11 protein-coding genes are annotated in these 13,436 nt (G+C 67.4%); all 11 read right to left on the reverse strand.

The window, feature by feature from the left end:
• Positions 1-4 precede the first annotated feature (4 nt).
• Entirely contained in the window at positions 5-1,462 is a 1,458-nt protein-coding gene (locus ACT54L_RS23190; protein WP_476088025.1) for an alpha/beta hydrolase, read from the reverse strand.
• A 151-nt stretch (positions 1,463-1,613) separates the two neighbouring features.
• Positions 1,614-2,033: a DUF3775 domain-containing protein gene (locus ACT54L_RS23195; RefSeq protein WP_476088026.1), complete on the reverse strand. Its 420-nt coding sequence runs from the start codon at positions 2,031-2,033 to the stop codon at positions 1,614-1,616.
• 36 nt (positions 2,034-2,069) lie between these two features.
• Positions 2,070-2,516 (reverse strand): baeRF12 domain-containing protein, encoded by a 447-nt coding sequence (locus ACT54L_RS23200; RefSeq protein ID WP_476088027.1) that lies wholly within the window; start codon positions 2,514-2,516, stop codon positions 2,070-2,072.
• A 143-nt stretch (positions 2,517-2,659) separates the two neighbouring features.
• Positions 2,660-5,536, reverse strand: coding sequence for a DNA translocase FtsK (locus tag ACT54L_RS23205; protein ID WP_476088028.1), 2,877 nt, complete (start codon positions 5,534-5,536; stop codon positions 2,660-2,662).
• A 157-nt stretch (positions 5,537-5,693) separates the two neighbouring features.
• On the reverse strand, positions 5,694-6,770 hold the full coding sequence (locus ACT54L_RS23210) for a glycerol dehydrogenase (protein ID WP_476088029.1): 1,077 nt from the start codon (positions 6,768-6,770) through the stop codon (positions 5,694-5,696).
• Positions 6,767-7,543 carry an SDR family NAD(P)-dependent oxidoreductase gene (locus ACT54L_RS23215; protein ID WP_476088030.1) on the reverse strand — a complete coding sequence of 259 codons (777 nt, stop codon included), beginning with the start codon at positions 7,541-7,543 and terminating at the stop codon, positions 6,767-6,769. The genes ACT54L_RS23210 and ACT54L_RS23215 overlap by 4 nt, the downstream gene beginning before the upstream one ends.
• Positions 7,544-7,572: 29 nt before the next feature.
• Positions 7,573-8,412 (reverse strand): carbohydrate ABC transporter permease, encoded by an 840-nt coding sequence (locus ACT54L_RS23220; protein ID WP_476088031.1) that lies wholly within the window; start codon positions 8,410-8,412, stop codon positions 7,573-7,575.
• Between the two features lie 6 nt (positions 8,413-8,418).
• Positions 8,419-9,279, reverse strand: coding sequence for a carbohydrate ABC transporter permease (locus ACT54L_RS23225; RefSeq protein ID WP_476088032.1), 861 nt, complete (start codon positions 9,277-9,279; stop codon positions 8,419-8,421).
• Between the two features lie 125 nt (positions 9,280-9,404).
• Positions 9,405-10,733: an ABC transporter substrate-binding protein gene (locus tag ACT54L_RS23230; protein WP_476088033.1), complete on the reverse strand. Its 1,329-nt coding sequence runs from the start codon at positions 10,731-10,733 to the stop codon at positions 9,405-9,407.
• Positions 10,734-10,797: 64 nt separating this feature from the next.
• On the reverse strand, positions 10,798-11,892 hold the full coding sequence (locus tag ACT54L_RS23235) for an ABC transporter ATP-binding protein (RefSeq protein WP_476088034.1): 1,095 nt from the start codon (positions 11,890-11,892) through the stop codon (positions 10,798-10,800).
• Positions 11,893-11,919: 27 nt separating this feature from the next.
• On the reverse strand, positions 11,920-13,434 hold the full coding sequence (gene xylB, locus ACT54L_RS23240; RefSeq protein WP_476088035.1) for a xylulokinase: 1,515 nt from the start codon (positions 13,432-13,434) through the stop codon (positions 11,920-11,922).
• Positions 13,435-13,436: the final 2 nt, after the last annotated feature.

Here is a 13,436-nt window from a genome sequence, read left to right on the forward strand (position 1 = left end):
GCCGTCAGGGCCGCGCCGGCGGCAGCCCTTCGCCGACCCGCTCGAGCACGAAGGGGAAGAAGGGGTTGGAGGACATGCGCATCACCATGATGAGCGGAATGGTGAGCGCGCTGAACTCCCCGCGCCCGGCCGCGGTGCCCAGTGAGATGCCGAAATCATCGCCCGGCTCCGGCTGGAGGCCGTAGAGCCCATCCTGGAGCGGGAAGGGCACGGCGATATGGGACAGCGAATAGACCTCCGGGGGAAAGGCGAGCCCCAGGGGCTGGTCGTGCGCGGTGCTTTGGCCAGCCTCGGTGATGCGAGCGGAAACGGTCAGCGTATCGGGCGCGGTGTTGGTGACGATGGTGGTGCGATAGGGCCGCGGCGCCGCGGGCAGCAAGGTCTCCGCCCCCTCCAGGGCGATGATGCTCAGGAAGTTGTTGAGCTGGGCGAGGCGGTTCACATCGAACAGGACCAGCTCGCTGCCATTGTCCGGCAGGTGGCCGTAAAGGCCGTCCACCATGTCCTGGGCCACCACCGTGTGGTCGAGCAGGGACTGGAAGGTGAGGACGGGGGCGAGGCCCTCCAGGCGTCCGCCTTTCAGATGGCGGGCAATGTTGTCACGGAGCGCCTGGGTCAGCCGCCAGGACTGGTAGCCGCCATTCACGGGGAAAGAATTGTATTTGAACGGATTGAACTCCGGCAGGATGGACAGCCACGCCGACTGGGCGAAATACGGCAGCACGGCCGGCCAGCCGGCGAGCGGGGCAAAGCGCGCATAGGGGGTGATTCCCACCATGGGGGAGACCAGAACCAGGCGGTCCGGCTTCACCAGTTGGGGGTCGTCGAGGGCATCAAGGGCATACATGAGCGCCAGAGCCGCGCCGTTGGAATAGCCCAGGAGATGGACGGGCAAATTGCCGCCCGCCCGCCGCTTCGCCTCCCGCATGACAAGGCGAGTCGCCGCCATGAAGTCTTCCCATTCCGCGCTCTTGAGGGCGGCGGGCGTGGTGCCGTGAGCGGGCAGGCGGATGCCGATAGCCACAAAGCCCCGCTCGGCATAGAGGCGGGCGAAGTGCCTTAGGCTGTAGGGGGAATCCGTCAGCCCGTGGAGAAACACCGCCACGCCTTTGGGCGGCCCTTCCGGCTCGATGACGAAGGAGCGGTTCCAATCCTGCGCGAACTTGGGCGGATAGATGGGGCTGTCGGCGAAATAGCGATTGCCGGGCACCCGCGCCGCCGGGGAAAGCCGATCCGCCACGTTGACGCGGATCTCCTCCATCAGCTTCGCCTCGCGGGCGAGATAGGCGGGCCAGTCGACGCGATCCAACTCGGCGCGGGTCAGCTCCGTTGGGGCGAAGGTGTGCCAGGCTTCGAGCGGCGGCTCCATGCGGGTGATGAAGCCGCGGCCGAGCAGGCCCAAGGCGAGGAGCACCAGAACCAGCACCAGCAGGCGCCGCGCCAGCCTGAATAGGAACCCCATGCCTTCGCCCCCGCTTCCGCCCAGGTTGCGCCGGCGTTCGTGGCAGGCGCGCTTTCGGCCGCCATCTAGTCACGGGGCGCCGGGGGAGGCAATCGGCGGGCTCGGCGCCGCACCGAGCCGAGCGGGAGCGGGGCGGTGGGAAACGCCGAACCTACAGCCGGTCCATCTCGAAGTCTTGGCAGGTCAGGCCGAATTGGGAGAGGCCCTCTTCCAGATAGTCGGCAAGAAGCGGGATGCCGAGGAGATAGCTGGCGGTGCGCCCATTGTGGGCATCGGCCGCCTGGGATTTCAGATCCTCCCAATCGGCCAGCGTGCCATCGCCCCGTCCGAGCCAGGTGAGGGCAACAAGTTCGATCTGCTCGTCCGCGTTGAGCGCACGGACATGGCCGACAATCTCTGCGCGGGTGGGATCATCGCCGTGATCCTCCAGCACCGCGGCCATGCCGTCGTCGGTGGCATTGGAGCCGTCGTCGGGATCCGTCACCACGTCTTTGACGTCGAACTCCCGGGCCTTGATGATGATGAAGCAGACGGCTTCCAGCGGGATCGACAGTTCGGGCTCGTCGGCCATGGCAGGTCTCCGCGGATTGGGTCACGGTCAGGCGGGTCATCCCGCCAAATGCTTTTCGATCTCGCCAACAGGCAGGTGCATCAGGTCCTTGGCCAGCTCGCCTTGGATGCGCGCCTTCAATCCGGGTGTCATATGGCTGCGCAGGACACCAAGGGCGCGGGGCGGCGCGACCACGATGATGTGCGTCGCTCCATGGCTGTGTGCGGCCTTTTCCAGATTGTCCGCAGCCTCTTTCAGAAACGCGGCTTCCGCCGCCTCGTGGAGGTCGGTGTCGGCGACAGCGCTGCGTGAGGCGCCGGCGGACTCGTGGACACGGCCGGGACGATCGGTGCCCAGCGCCCGCGTGGGCGGGACCGGCTGCACGGCAACATCAATGGTCTTCAGGTCCAGATGGGCCGCATCGCCGGCATTTTCCAGCACCAGAGCCTTGGCGCCGTCGCACAGGAACACCCAGCCCTTCCAGGGAACCGTGATCGCGCTCATGACACCCTCCCACGCCGCCCGCTTCGCCGGCAGCGTTGATCCTGTCGCGATGGTGCGCGCGGCAGGCCGGCTGGCCCTTGATTCCGGTCAAGGGCCTGGGAGTGAAACGCCGCGGCGCGGCGGCGGTTCCGCTTCAGCGTCGGTCAGGAGGACCGGTTGGAGAGGATCTCGCGCTTGCCCGCATGGTTGGCGGGGCCGACGATGCCCTCGTTCTCCATGCGCTCCATGAGGCTGGCCGCCTTGTTGTAGCCGATCTGGAGGCGGCGCTGGATATAGGAGGTGGACGCCTTGCGGTCGCGCAGCACGATGGCCACCGCCTGCTCGTAATGGTCGGCGCCATCTTCCGCCAGCGGGCTCTTGTCGAACACCGCCACGTCCTCGACCTCTTCTTCCTCGTCCGCCTCGTCGGAGGTGACGGCCTCCAGATATTCCGGCCGGCCCTGCGCCTTCAGGTGGGCGACCACGTGCTCCACCTCGGCGTCGGAGACGAAGGGCCCGTGCACGCGGGTGATGCGCCCACCATTGGCCATATAGAGCATGTCGCCCTGGCCCAGCAGCGTCTCGGCGCCCATCTCGCCGAGAATGGTGCGGCTGTCGATCTTGGAGGTGACCTGGAAGGAAATCCGGGTGGGGAAATTGGCCTTGATGGTGCCAGTGATGACATCCACCGACGGGCGTTGGGTGGCCATCACCAGATGGATGCCGGCGGCGCGGGCCATCTGGGCGAGGCGCTGGATGGCGCCTTCGATGTCCTTCCCGGCCACCATCATCAGGTCGGCCATCTCGTCCACGATGATGACGATGTAAGGCAGCGAGGCCAGGTCCATGGTGACCTCCTCGTAGGTCATCTCGCCGGTCTCCTTGTCGAAGCCGGTCTGGACCACGGAGGTAATCACCTCGCCCTTGGCGCGGGCTTCCGCCACGCGGGCGTTGAAGCCCTCGATGTTGCGCACCTTCAGGCGCGACATCTTGCGGTAGCGGTCTTCCATCTCGCGCACCGCCCATTGCAGGGCGATGATGGCCTTCTTTGGGTCGGTGACCACGGGGGTCAGGAGGTGCGGGATGCCCTCATAGACCGAGAGCTCCAGCATCTTGGGGTCGATCATGATGAGCCGGCACTGCTCCGGGGTCAGCCGATAGAGCAGGGACAGGATCATGGTGTTGATGGCCACCGACTTGCCCGAGCCGGTGGTGCCGGCCACCAGCAGATGGGGCATGCGGGCGAGGTCCACGATCACCGGCTCACCGCCAATGGTCTTGCCCAGACACAGGCCGAGGCGCGCGCGGGCGTCGGCAAAGGCGTGGGCGGCGAGAAGCTCGCGCAGCCACACCGTCTCGCGCCGCTGGTTGGGCAGCTCGATACCGATCACATTGCGCCCTTCCACCACCGCGACGCGGGCCGAAACCGCGCTCATGGACCGGGCAATGTCGGCGGACAGGCCGATGACGCGGGACGACTTGGTGCCCGGCGCAGGCTCGAACTCATAGAGCGTCACCACCGGGCCGGGATTGGCGTCGATGACCTCGCCGCGCACGCCGAAATCCCGCAACGTCTGCTGGAGGGCGGCGGAATTGCGGTCGAGCGCCTCCTCGGAGAGTTCGAGCGCCGGCTCTACCGGTGGCGGCTCGGACAGGAGGTCGAGGGAGGGAAGCTCGTATCCCTCATGCATCAGGCCGGACGTGGCCACGAGCGGCAAGGCGGGCGAGGGGGCAAGGAGAGAGGCGGACTGTGCGGGAGCGGCAGGGGCTGCCAAGGCGGGACCGTCCGCCGCCGCGACGAGCGGCTCGCAGGTGTCCGCGGCATCTTCCGCCACGCATTCGACCACCGCGATCGCCTCGGGGCTATCGCTGGGCTGCACTTCATTGGCGATGGGCGCGGCCTTCCCTTCGGCGTCCGGGATGGGGGCCGAGGCGTCCGCGTCCCCGGAGGGTGCGGCAGGGTCCGCCGCCTGGGCCTGCGGTTCCGGCGTCGAGAGCGAGGCCGTGGCGAAGAGCGGCCAGCCGAAGGTGGCGGTGAAGGTTCCCGCCGCACCCAGAGGAGGGACCGGAACGGGCGAGAGGGTGAGCGGCGCGGCCTCTTCGGCGGCCGGCACTTCCGGTTCCGGCTCCGGCTCGGGCGCACGCAGATCCTGCTCGGCGACGGCGGCCGGCACGTCGGGGTGAATGACAATCAGGCGGGCGAGGCGGCGGATGCTGGCGGGCAGGTCGTCCATCGAGGGAAAGGCGGTGGGAGCGATGGACAAGATTTCCTCGGAATTGGCCTCGGTCTGGGCGGTCTCGGCTTCGGCGGGCGCTGCCTCCGGGAGGGGCACTTCGGCCGGGACGCCGGCCGTTGCGACCGCCTCGTCCTGGTGCGCCGCGGGGAGCGGTGCGGCCTCAAGGGATGCGGTCTCGGCGGCGATGGGGGCCTCCGGTTCCGCAGCGGGCTCGTTCTCCGCCGGGAGGGCGGGGCGCGTGCTCTCCGTCCGCGCGTTCTCCGCAGCCAATGCCTCGGCGAGGCGCCGGCGCAGCACCATGGGTTCATTCGGCGCGGGCGCCAGAGCCGGCGCCGGCTGTGCCGACTCGGCGGAGATCGCCACAGGGGCGTTCAGGCCGCGTTCAGCGGCCAGGCGGGCGGCCCAGCTTTCCCCGGTCCAATCGATGAGAATGTCCTCATCGTCCAGATCGGCAGAAAGGGCCGCCGCTGGGAAAGAGGGGGATTCGGGAATCGTCCAGTCCTGCGCCGGCTCGAGGGGCGCGGCCTGGGCCAGCGCCTCGGAGGGAGAATCGCCGGCCGGTTCCAGCGCGACAGGGACGGCAGGAGCTGCGGTGGAGGCTTGAAGCTCGCTCTTGCGGCGCAGGAACACTTCCGGCGTGCGGGTGAAGCGGGTGTTTGCGTCGAGAGCGAAGGGGCGCAGCCAGCTCGGGACCTGCTCCGGCTCGGCCCATGGCGACCGCGCCAGACTGCTCGAACCACCGCTGTTCACGGAGGAGGAGAAGGCGGAGGCATGGGGATCGGGCGGGCGATTCCAGGATGACATGTGCGTCCAAGACCCTTTGACCGATGGTGGCGGCCGGCAACGTTCGCTCCAGTCGTAAGGAGCGCCCGTTAATGGGAGGTTTGGACGCGACGTTCACGCTTGTCGCAGGCGCTGTTTTCCCCAGCCTGTGGCTTTCCGGCACAAGCGGGCGCGGCGCCTAACCCCGCATCCGCTGCAAGGTTCGGAAAGCGTCCGCCAGAACCTGCGGCGACAAGGGCTGTACGAAGTTGCGGATATAGGGCGCTGTCTCCCAGGACAGGCTCACCACGCGGTCGATCACGTCATTCCCTCCGGCCCCGAAGTCGGACAGGGCGCGGGGCAGGTCGAGCCGGTCATAGAAGGCGAGGAGATCGTCCATAAAGGCGCTCTCCCGGCCCTCCGCCACCAACTGGACCAGCAGTCCCAGAGCGACCTGCTCGCCATGGAGCGCACGGGCGATCTCCGGGACGGCGGAAAAGCCACGGGTCAGCGAATGGGCGATGGACAGGCCACCGCTCTCGAAGGCAAGGCCAGACAGAAGGACGGTGGCCTCCACCACGCTCTCCACCGCCCCGTTTGCGCTCTTGCGTCCTACGGCTTCAACGGCCGCAAGGCCTTCGCGGCGGATGGTGCGGTAGCAGGCATCGGCGATGGCCACTGAAAGCTCAGTGGGCCGCGCCTTGAAGAAGTTCAGCCCGCCCGCATTGGCGCATTGCTCCACCTCGAACTTCTTCGACAGCGCATCGCCGATGCCGGCGATGAAGAAGCGCGCGGGCGCCTGGACGATGATGGAGGTGTCCACCAGCACCGCATCCGGATTGGCGCTCATGAGCCGCACTTCGCTCAGCACATGGTCGGCCGTGTAAAGCACGGCGAGGCGCGAGGTGGGGCTGTCATTGGAGGCAATGGTGGGCACGATGATGATGGGTGCCTGGAGCGCCATGCGCACGCCCTTGGCGGTGTCGATGGCCTTGCCGCCGCCCACCCCGATGACCACATCCGCCTTCGCCCGGCGGGCGGTGCTGGCCAGCGTCTCGATCTCGGCGGCCGTGCATTCCCCGGAGAAGGTGGCGAAGACGGCCTGTTCGGTGCCGGCGAGCTCCCGCCGCAGCCGGTCGCCCAGCAATTGCGTCACGACGGCATCCGCCACGATGAAGGGGCGCCGGCCATGGAGCCGCACCAGTGCTCCCAGCTCGGACAGGGCGTCCGGCCCCTGGATATAGCGGCTCGGTGCTCCGAAGGCGCGAAGGCTCATGCATCCCCCCAGTGAAAGTCCCGCTTGCCCCCGTCCATGCAGATGAGGGCACCATTGATGAAGGCCGCCTGCACGGAGCACAGGAAGGCGACGAGCGCGCCCACTTCCTGCGGCGCGCAGAACCGGCCGATGGGATTTTGTCCTGTTATGACCGCCAGCTTCTCCGGGGAAAAGGTGGCGATGAAATCGGTGGCCACATAGCCCGGCGCGATGGCGTTCACGGTGATGCCGTCGCCGCCCACCTCCTTGGCGAGGGTGCGGGTGAAGCCCAGCACGCCGGCCTTGGCGGCGGAATAGTTTGTCACGCCGGGTCGCCCGCCGCCGGTGACATTCATGGAGGAGGTGTTGACGATGCGCCCGAAGCCACCCGTCCGCATCACCGGGATGGCGTGCTTGGCGCAAAGGAAGGTACTGCGCAAATGGGTGCGCACGATGATGTCGAAATCGTCCACATCAAGGTCCTCGGCCTTGCGGCCGATATGGCGCCCGCCCGCGCCTGCATTGTTGACGAGAATATCCAGCCGCCCGAACGCATCCGCGGCCTGCGCGATGACGGCGCGGGCGGCGGCCTCGTCCGAGGCATCGCCCGTGGCGGTCGCGGCGCGGTGGCCGGCGGCGCGCAGGGTCTGCGCGAAGTCTTCCGCGCCCTCTTTGTCGATGTCGTTGACGATGATGGCGGCGCCCTCCGCCGCCAGCGCTTCCGCCTCCGCCCGGCCGATGCCGCGCGCGGCGCCGGTGACCAGGGCGACCTTGCCGGCAAGCCCGAAATCCATGGTGTTCTTGTCCTTCTTGGAGGGCGGCGTCAGCCCTTCACCGCGCCGGCCCCGAGGCCCTGGATGAAGTACTGGCTCAGCAGCGCGAAGGCGCCGAACAACGGCAGCGCGATGAGGGTGGAACCGGCCATGATCTCCCCCCAGCGCAGGTCGAACGAGCCGATCATGGAGGCAAGGCCCACCGGCACGGTCTTGTTGGCGTCCGAGCCGATCATGATCAGCGCATAGGTGTAGTCGGTCCAGGACAGGAGGAAGGAGAAGATGGCGACCGTGATGAGGCCCGGCAGCGAGAGCGGCAGCACCACGCGCAGGAAGGCGCCGAGCCGTGTGCAGCCATCCACCATGGCGGCCTCCTCCAGCTCGAACGGCATGCTCTTGAAAAAGCCCCACAGGAACCACACGCCCAACGGCAAGGTGAGGGTGAGGTGCGAGACGATGACGGAGGTCAGCGTGTCGCCGAGCCCGATCTTGGCGAAGATGGAGAAGAGGGGAATGGCGATGAGCAGCGGCGGGAACATATAGGCATAGAGCATGGCGCCCACGATCAGCCCCTTGCCCATGATGCGGTGGCGCGTGACCGCATAGGCGATCATCACCGAGAACACCATGGTCACCGCTACTGTCACCAAGGCCACCAGCAGCGAATTCATGAACTGGCTGGGATAGTCGGTCAGTTCGAGCAGGTTGGTATAATATTCGAGCGTGAAGGGTCCGGGCATCAATGAGGTGGAATTGATGAGGGCCTGCGGCGCGCGGGTGGATGACACCACCATCCAATAGATGGGAAAGGCGGAATAGACGGAGATGACCAGCGCCGCCAGATAGAGCGCGATGCGGCCGGAGCGGGAGCGGGGGAGCGAGGCGGACATCAGATCTCACTCCGTATCGAGCGGGAATAGGCGGAAATAAAGGAACACCGCCACCGAGAGGATGGCGAAGGATATGGTCGCCACCGCCGCCCCGCCGCCGATGTCGAACTGCCCGAAGGCCTGCTTGTAGGACAGGATGGCCAAATGCTCGGTGGACCCGACCGGGCCGCCCTGCGTGAGCAGCCAGATGACGTCGAACTTGTTGAACATCCACACCGCCCGCAGCAGGACGATCACGGTCAGGATCGGCTTCAGCATGGGCAGGGTGATGTGGAAGAAGCGCTGCACCGCATTGGTGCCGTCCACCTTGGCGGCCTCGTAGAGAGAGGAGGGGACCGTCTGGAGGGCGGCGAGGAAGGTGGTGGTGACGAAGGGCGTCCACATCCACACGCTCACCAGGATGACGGACGCCATGGCGGCGCCGGGGCTCTCGAACCATTGCACCGGCGGCAGGCCAAGGGCCGCGATCACCTTGGTGAGCACGCCGATGGAACCGTCCACCATCCACTTGAAGGTCAGCACCACCACCACGGTGGGCAGCAGATAGGGCAGGATGGAGAGGCCGCGCACGATGTTGCGGCCGGGAAAGACCTGGTTCAGCACCAGCGCGAAGCCGATGCCCAGCACCACCTGCAGGACGATGGTGCCGAAGGAATAGATGAAGCCGTTGATGAGCGCTCGCCAGAAGATCCACTGGGAGAGCATGCGGACATAATTGTCGAAGCCCACGAAGCGCGGGGCGCCGACGAACGAGTCCATCTGGTAGAAGCTCAGCGACACCGCATAGACCACGGGCGCCACGATGAGCAGCGCCGTGACCGCGAGGCCCAGGAACAGGAAGGAATAGATCGTCGCCTTGGAGCTCACCTGCGGCGCCTCTGCTTCGGGAATTGCGCAGCGCGCTCCGGCCCGCCGGAACGGGACGCCGGAGCGCTTCGAGGGGTGCCGGGCGGGCCATGGTGTCAGGGCAGGGCCCGCCCGGCCCCGCGGTATCAGGAGGCGATCACCTGTCGCATCCGCTCGCCCGCGGTCTTGACGCACTCGGCCGACGACATGCCCTTCAGAAGCTTGTTCTGGAGCATTTCCGGGAACACGAAGGCCTCGAAGATCTTGCCGGGCTTCAGGCTCGGGGCGGGGCCCTGCGTGTCGATGGAGGTGAGGATCATGTTCTTGTCGGTCAGGAAGGACCGCATCATCTCCACCGCCGCATTGTGCTTCTCGATGAGGGGATGGGCGCGCCAGCGGGCATCGTCATAGACGTCGAGGCGCGGCGGCTGGAAGTGCAGCGGGGCGGTGTGCAGGAAGTTGATGTACTGGTTCTCGGTGAACCAGGCCATGAACTTCATGGCTTCGTCCGATTGCGGCGTCTTCAGCACCACCCAGCCGTCATAGCCATGGTTGACCGCCTGCTGCTTACCCGCCGAATCCATGTAGGGCATGATGCCGTATTTGTCGGCGAGCGCGGGATTGTTGCGCTCCAGCGTCTCGATCATGCGCCCCGCATAGGCGGAATGGGCCACCTTGCCGGAGGTGAAGTTGGACAAGACCTCGCCGAAGCTCGCCTGGATGGTGCCCGACGGCATGGTCTTGTAGAGGTCGCCGAAGAAATCTAGGTAACGCGCCGCGCGGGGCGCCATGTCGGCATTGTCGAAGATGATGTTCCACTTGTCGTCGAACAGCTGCACCCCTTCCGCCCACATGAAGCCCGGCGACAGCCAGTTGGTGGCGCCGTTGGAGCCGATGGGATAAAGCGCGCCCGACATGCCGTCGGTGTTGAGCGTCTGGGAATTTTTCAGGAACGCGTCCCAGGTCTTCGGCACCTCTAGCTTGTTCTTCTCGTACAGGTCCTTGCGGTAATAGATCCAGGCGAGATTGTAATCGTAGGGATACCAATAGACCTTGCCATCCAGCGGGAAGAGGATGTTCGGCCCCCACTTATACTTGTCGGTGAGCGAATTGAGCGGCATCAGGTGCCCCTCGCTCGCCAGGATCAGCACATGGCCGACAAAGGCGAAGGTGGCGATGTCATAGGGCGTGCCGCCGCGCAGCGAGGTCGTCACCTTGGTGAAGATGCCGTCCAGCGGCACCGAATCCACCACAACCTTGGTGCCGGTGAGCTTCTCATATTCGGCGCCCGCCACCTTCAGCGCGCGGATGCTGTCGATGGAGGTTTCCGCATTGAGGAAGCGGATGGTCTTCGTGCTCTGCGCCCGCACGATCGACGGCGCGGCGAGCCCGCCGGCGGCGATGCCGGCGGCCAGCGCCCCCGATCCCTTCAGAAGGGTGCGGCGCGAGACGCCGCCGGTCCTGTTCTCGTCCATGGCCCTCTCCTCCCAGTTCCGTCCTGTTTTCCGGACGCGATGATTTTTCTGCGTGTGGTCGTGTTCAGGCGGCGGGCCGCTGCCCCTGCCGCGCGCCCGCCCGGTTCAGCCGGGCCCCGGTGTCCTTCTGGAAAACGTGCAGCCGCTCGGGGCGGAACTGCACCGGCAGCGTGGTGCCGTGGCTGATCGCGTCGGAGCGGTCCATGAGCACCTTGAGGCGCACGCCGTCCACGTCGCCGATGCAGAGCGTCTGCGCGCCCAATTGCTCGATCACCGCCACCCGCAACGGGCGCGCGGCCGGGCCTTCGGCGATGGTCACATGCTCGGGCCGCACGCCGAGCACCGCCTCGGTGCCCTCCTTCACCTCCACGTCCGGCGGCAGGGCCACCGTCAGCCCACCGCAGCGCAGGGCGCCGCCGATGATCCGACCCTCGGCGAGGTTCATTTCCGGCGAGCCGATGAAGCCGGCGACGAACAGGTTGGCGGGGCGGTCATAGACCTCAAGCGGCGCGCCCACCTGCTGCACATGGCCGTCGCGCATGATGAGGATGCGGTCGGCCAGCGTCATGGCCTCCACCTGGTCATGGGTCACATAGATCATGGAGGTGCCCACCTCCTGGTGCAGGCGGGCAATCTCTTCCCGCATGCGCACCCGCAGCTTGGCGTCGAGGTTCGAGAGGGGCTCGTCCAGCAGGAAGACGTCGGGATCGCGCACCAGGGCCCGGCCCAACGCCACGCGCTGCATCTGCCCGCCGGAGAGCTGCTTGGGCTTGCGTTCGAGATAGGGGTCGAGGCCCAGCATGGCGGAGGCGGACTTCACCCGCCGGTCGATCTCGGCCTTGTCCATCTTGCGCATGCGCAGGCCGAACGCGAGGTTCTCGTAGATGGTCTTGTGGGGGTAGAGCGCATAGTTCTGGAACACCATGGCGATGTTCCGGTCCTTGGGCTCTAGGCGCGTCACGTCGCGCCCGCCGATCTCGACCGTGCCGGTGGTGATCTCCTCCAGGCCCGCCACCATGCGCAGCGTGGTGGACTTGCCGCAGCCGGAGGGGCCGAGGAAGACCACGAATTCGCCGTCGCGGATGTCCAGGTCCACCCCATGCACCGCCACCGTGGCGCCATAGGCCTTGCGGACCTGTTTCAGCCTGACCTCGGCCATTTTCCTCTCCCTGCGACGCCTTTGGCGTCAGCGTCCGCGCACGAAGGCGTGGATCTTGTGGTTGAGCGGCGCCAGCGCCGCCTGGATATCGCAATAGAGCCCGTGGCCCTCACGGTAGCGCGCGGCCCGCGCCGGATCGGGCACGGCGCGGGAGACGATGTGGACCACCTCCGCCGCCGCCCGCTCGTCGTTGTAGGCGCCCACGCCGACGCCGGCGATGAGCGCGGCGCCGAAGGAGGCCTCCGCCACCGCCGGCAGTTCCACCTCCACATTCAGCACATCTGCCAGGATCTGGCGCCACAAGGCGCTGCGGGCGCCGCCGCCGGTGAGGCGGGTGGTGGAGAAGTCGAGGCCCTTGGCGTTGAGGGCGAGCAGGCAGTCCTTCAGCGAATAGGCGATGCCCTCATAGAGCGCGCGCGCGAAATGGCCGGGGCCGTGATTGAAGCCGATGCCGACGAAATCGGCGCGCAGCAGCGGGTCCCAATGGGGGCTGCGCTCACCGTTCAGATAGGGATGGAAGAAGAGGCCCTCGGCACCCGGCGCAACGGCGGCGGCCAGCCGGTCCATCTCGTTGAAGACCGCGGTGCCATCTTCGCCTGGCCGCTTGAAGAAGGTGTCGCGCAGCCATTTGTGCGCCGAGGCGCAGGAATTGGTGGCGGCGATCACATACCAATGGTCGGGAATGACATGGGGATAGTTGATGACCGTGAAGTCCGGCCGCGCGGCGGGGGTGAGCACGCTCACGGTGGCCGCCGTGGCGAGCTTCAACACGCCGAGGCCCTCGCGCACCATGCCGGCGCCATAGGTCTCCGCCGCCGTGTCCGAGGTGCCGCACACCACGGGGGTGCCGGCCTTCAGGCCGCAGGCGCGGGCGGCCTCGGCGGTCACCTCGCCCACCACGGCGGTGGGCGTGACGATGGGCGGCAAGGTCTCCATCGGCCAGCCGATCATGGCGCACAACTCGGCTGACCAGCCCTCGGTCCGCGCATCCGCCATGAGGGTGCCGACCGCGTCGATGTGGTCGGTTTCCCAGGTGCTCGTGAGGCGGGAGCGCAGCCAGTCCTTGGCCACATAGAGCCGCTTCACACGCCCGAACGCCTCCGGCTCATGCCGGCGCAGCCACAGCATCTGCGGCAAGGTCCAGGTGGGATTGGCGCGGTTGGCGCCGATCTCCAGGATGCGGGCATCCGCCTGCGCCCGCAGGTCCTGCGTCTCCGCGCCCGAGCGCTGGTCGTTCCACAGGATGGCGGGGCGGATCACCCGGCCATCCGCATCCTCCAGCACCTGCGTGTGGGCGCCGGCCGAGAAGGAGATGGCCGCCACCTCGCTCGCGTCCGCGCCTGCCGCCGCCAGCGCCTGCGGCACCGTGCGGCAGACGGCGGCCCACCAGTCGTGCGGATCCTGCTCGCTCCAGCCGGGATGGGGGGCGTGCGTGACCACGGGCGCGGACGCCTCCCCGGCCAGCGTGCCATCCAGCCGGATGACCGAAGTCTTCAGCGACCCGGCGCCCAGATCGATGCCGACGAGCAGGCTAGGTGCCACGG

It is taken from the genome of Aquabacter sp. DMC10 (genome assembly GCF_056314145.1).

What these genes read in the sequence shown, in the direction of transcription:
- ACT54L_RS23190 (WP_476088025.1), bottom strand. Translation starts at nt 1,462, where the DNA reads ATGGGGTTCCTATTCAGGCTGGCGCGGCGCCTGCTGGTGCTGGTTCTG.
- ACT54L_RS23195 (WP_476088026.1), bottom strand. Translation starts at nt 2,033, where the DNA reads ATGGCCGACGAGCCCGAACTGTCGATCCCGCTGGAAGCCGTCTGCTTC.
- ACT54L_RS23200 (WP_476088027.1), bottom strand. Translation starts at nt 2,516, where the DNA reads ATGAGCGCGATCACGGTTCCCTGGAAGGGCTGGGTGTTCCTGTGCGAC.
- ACT54L_RS23205 (WP_476088028.1), bottom strand. Translation starts at nt 5,536, where the DNA reads ATGTCATCCTGGAATCGCCCGCCCGATCCCCATGCCTCCGCCTTCTCC.
- ACT54L_RS23210 (WP_476088029.1), bottom strand. Translation starts at nt 6,770, where the DNA reads ATGAGCCTTCGCGCCTTCGGAGCACCGAGCCGCTATATCCAGGGGCCG.
- ACT54L_RS23215 (WP_476088030.1), bottom strand. Translation starts at nt 7,543, where the DNA reads ATGGATTTCGGGCTTGCCGGCAAGGTCGCCCTGGTCACCGGCGCCGCG.
- ACT54L_RS23220 (WP_476088031.1), bottom strand. Translation starts at nt 8,412, where the DNA reads ATGTCCGCCTCGCTCCCCCGCTCCCGCTCCGGCCGCATCGCGCTCTAT.
- ACT54L_RS23230 (WP_476088033.1), bottom strand. Translation starts at nt 10,733, where the DNA reads ATGGACGAGAACAGGACCGGCGGCGTCTCGCGCCGCACCCTTCTGAAG.
- ACT54L_RS23235 (WP_476088034.1), bottom strand. Translation starts at nt 11,892, where the DNA reads ATGGCCGAGGTCAGGCTGAAACAGGTCCGCAAGGCCTATGGCGCCACG.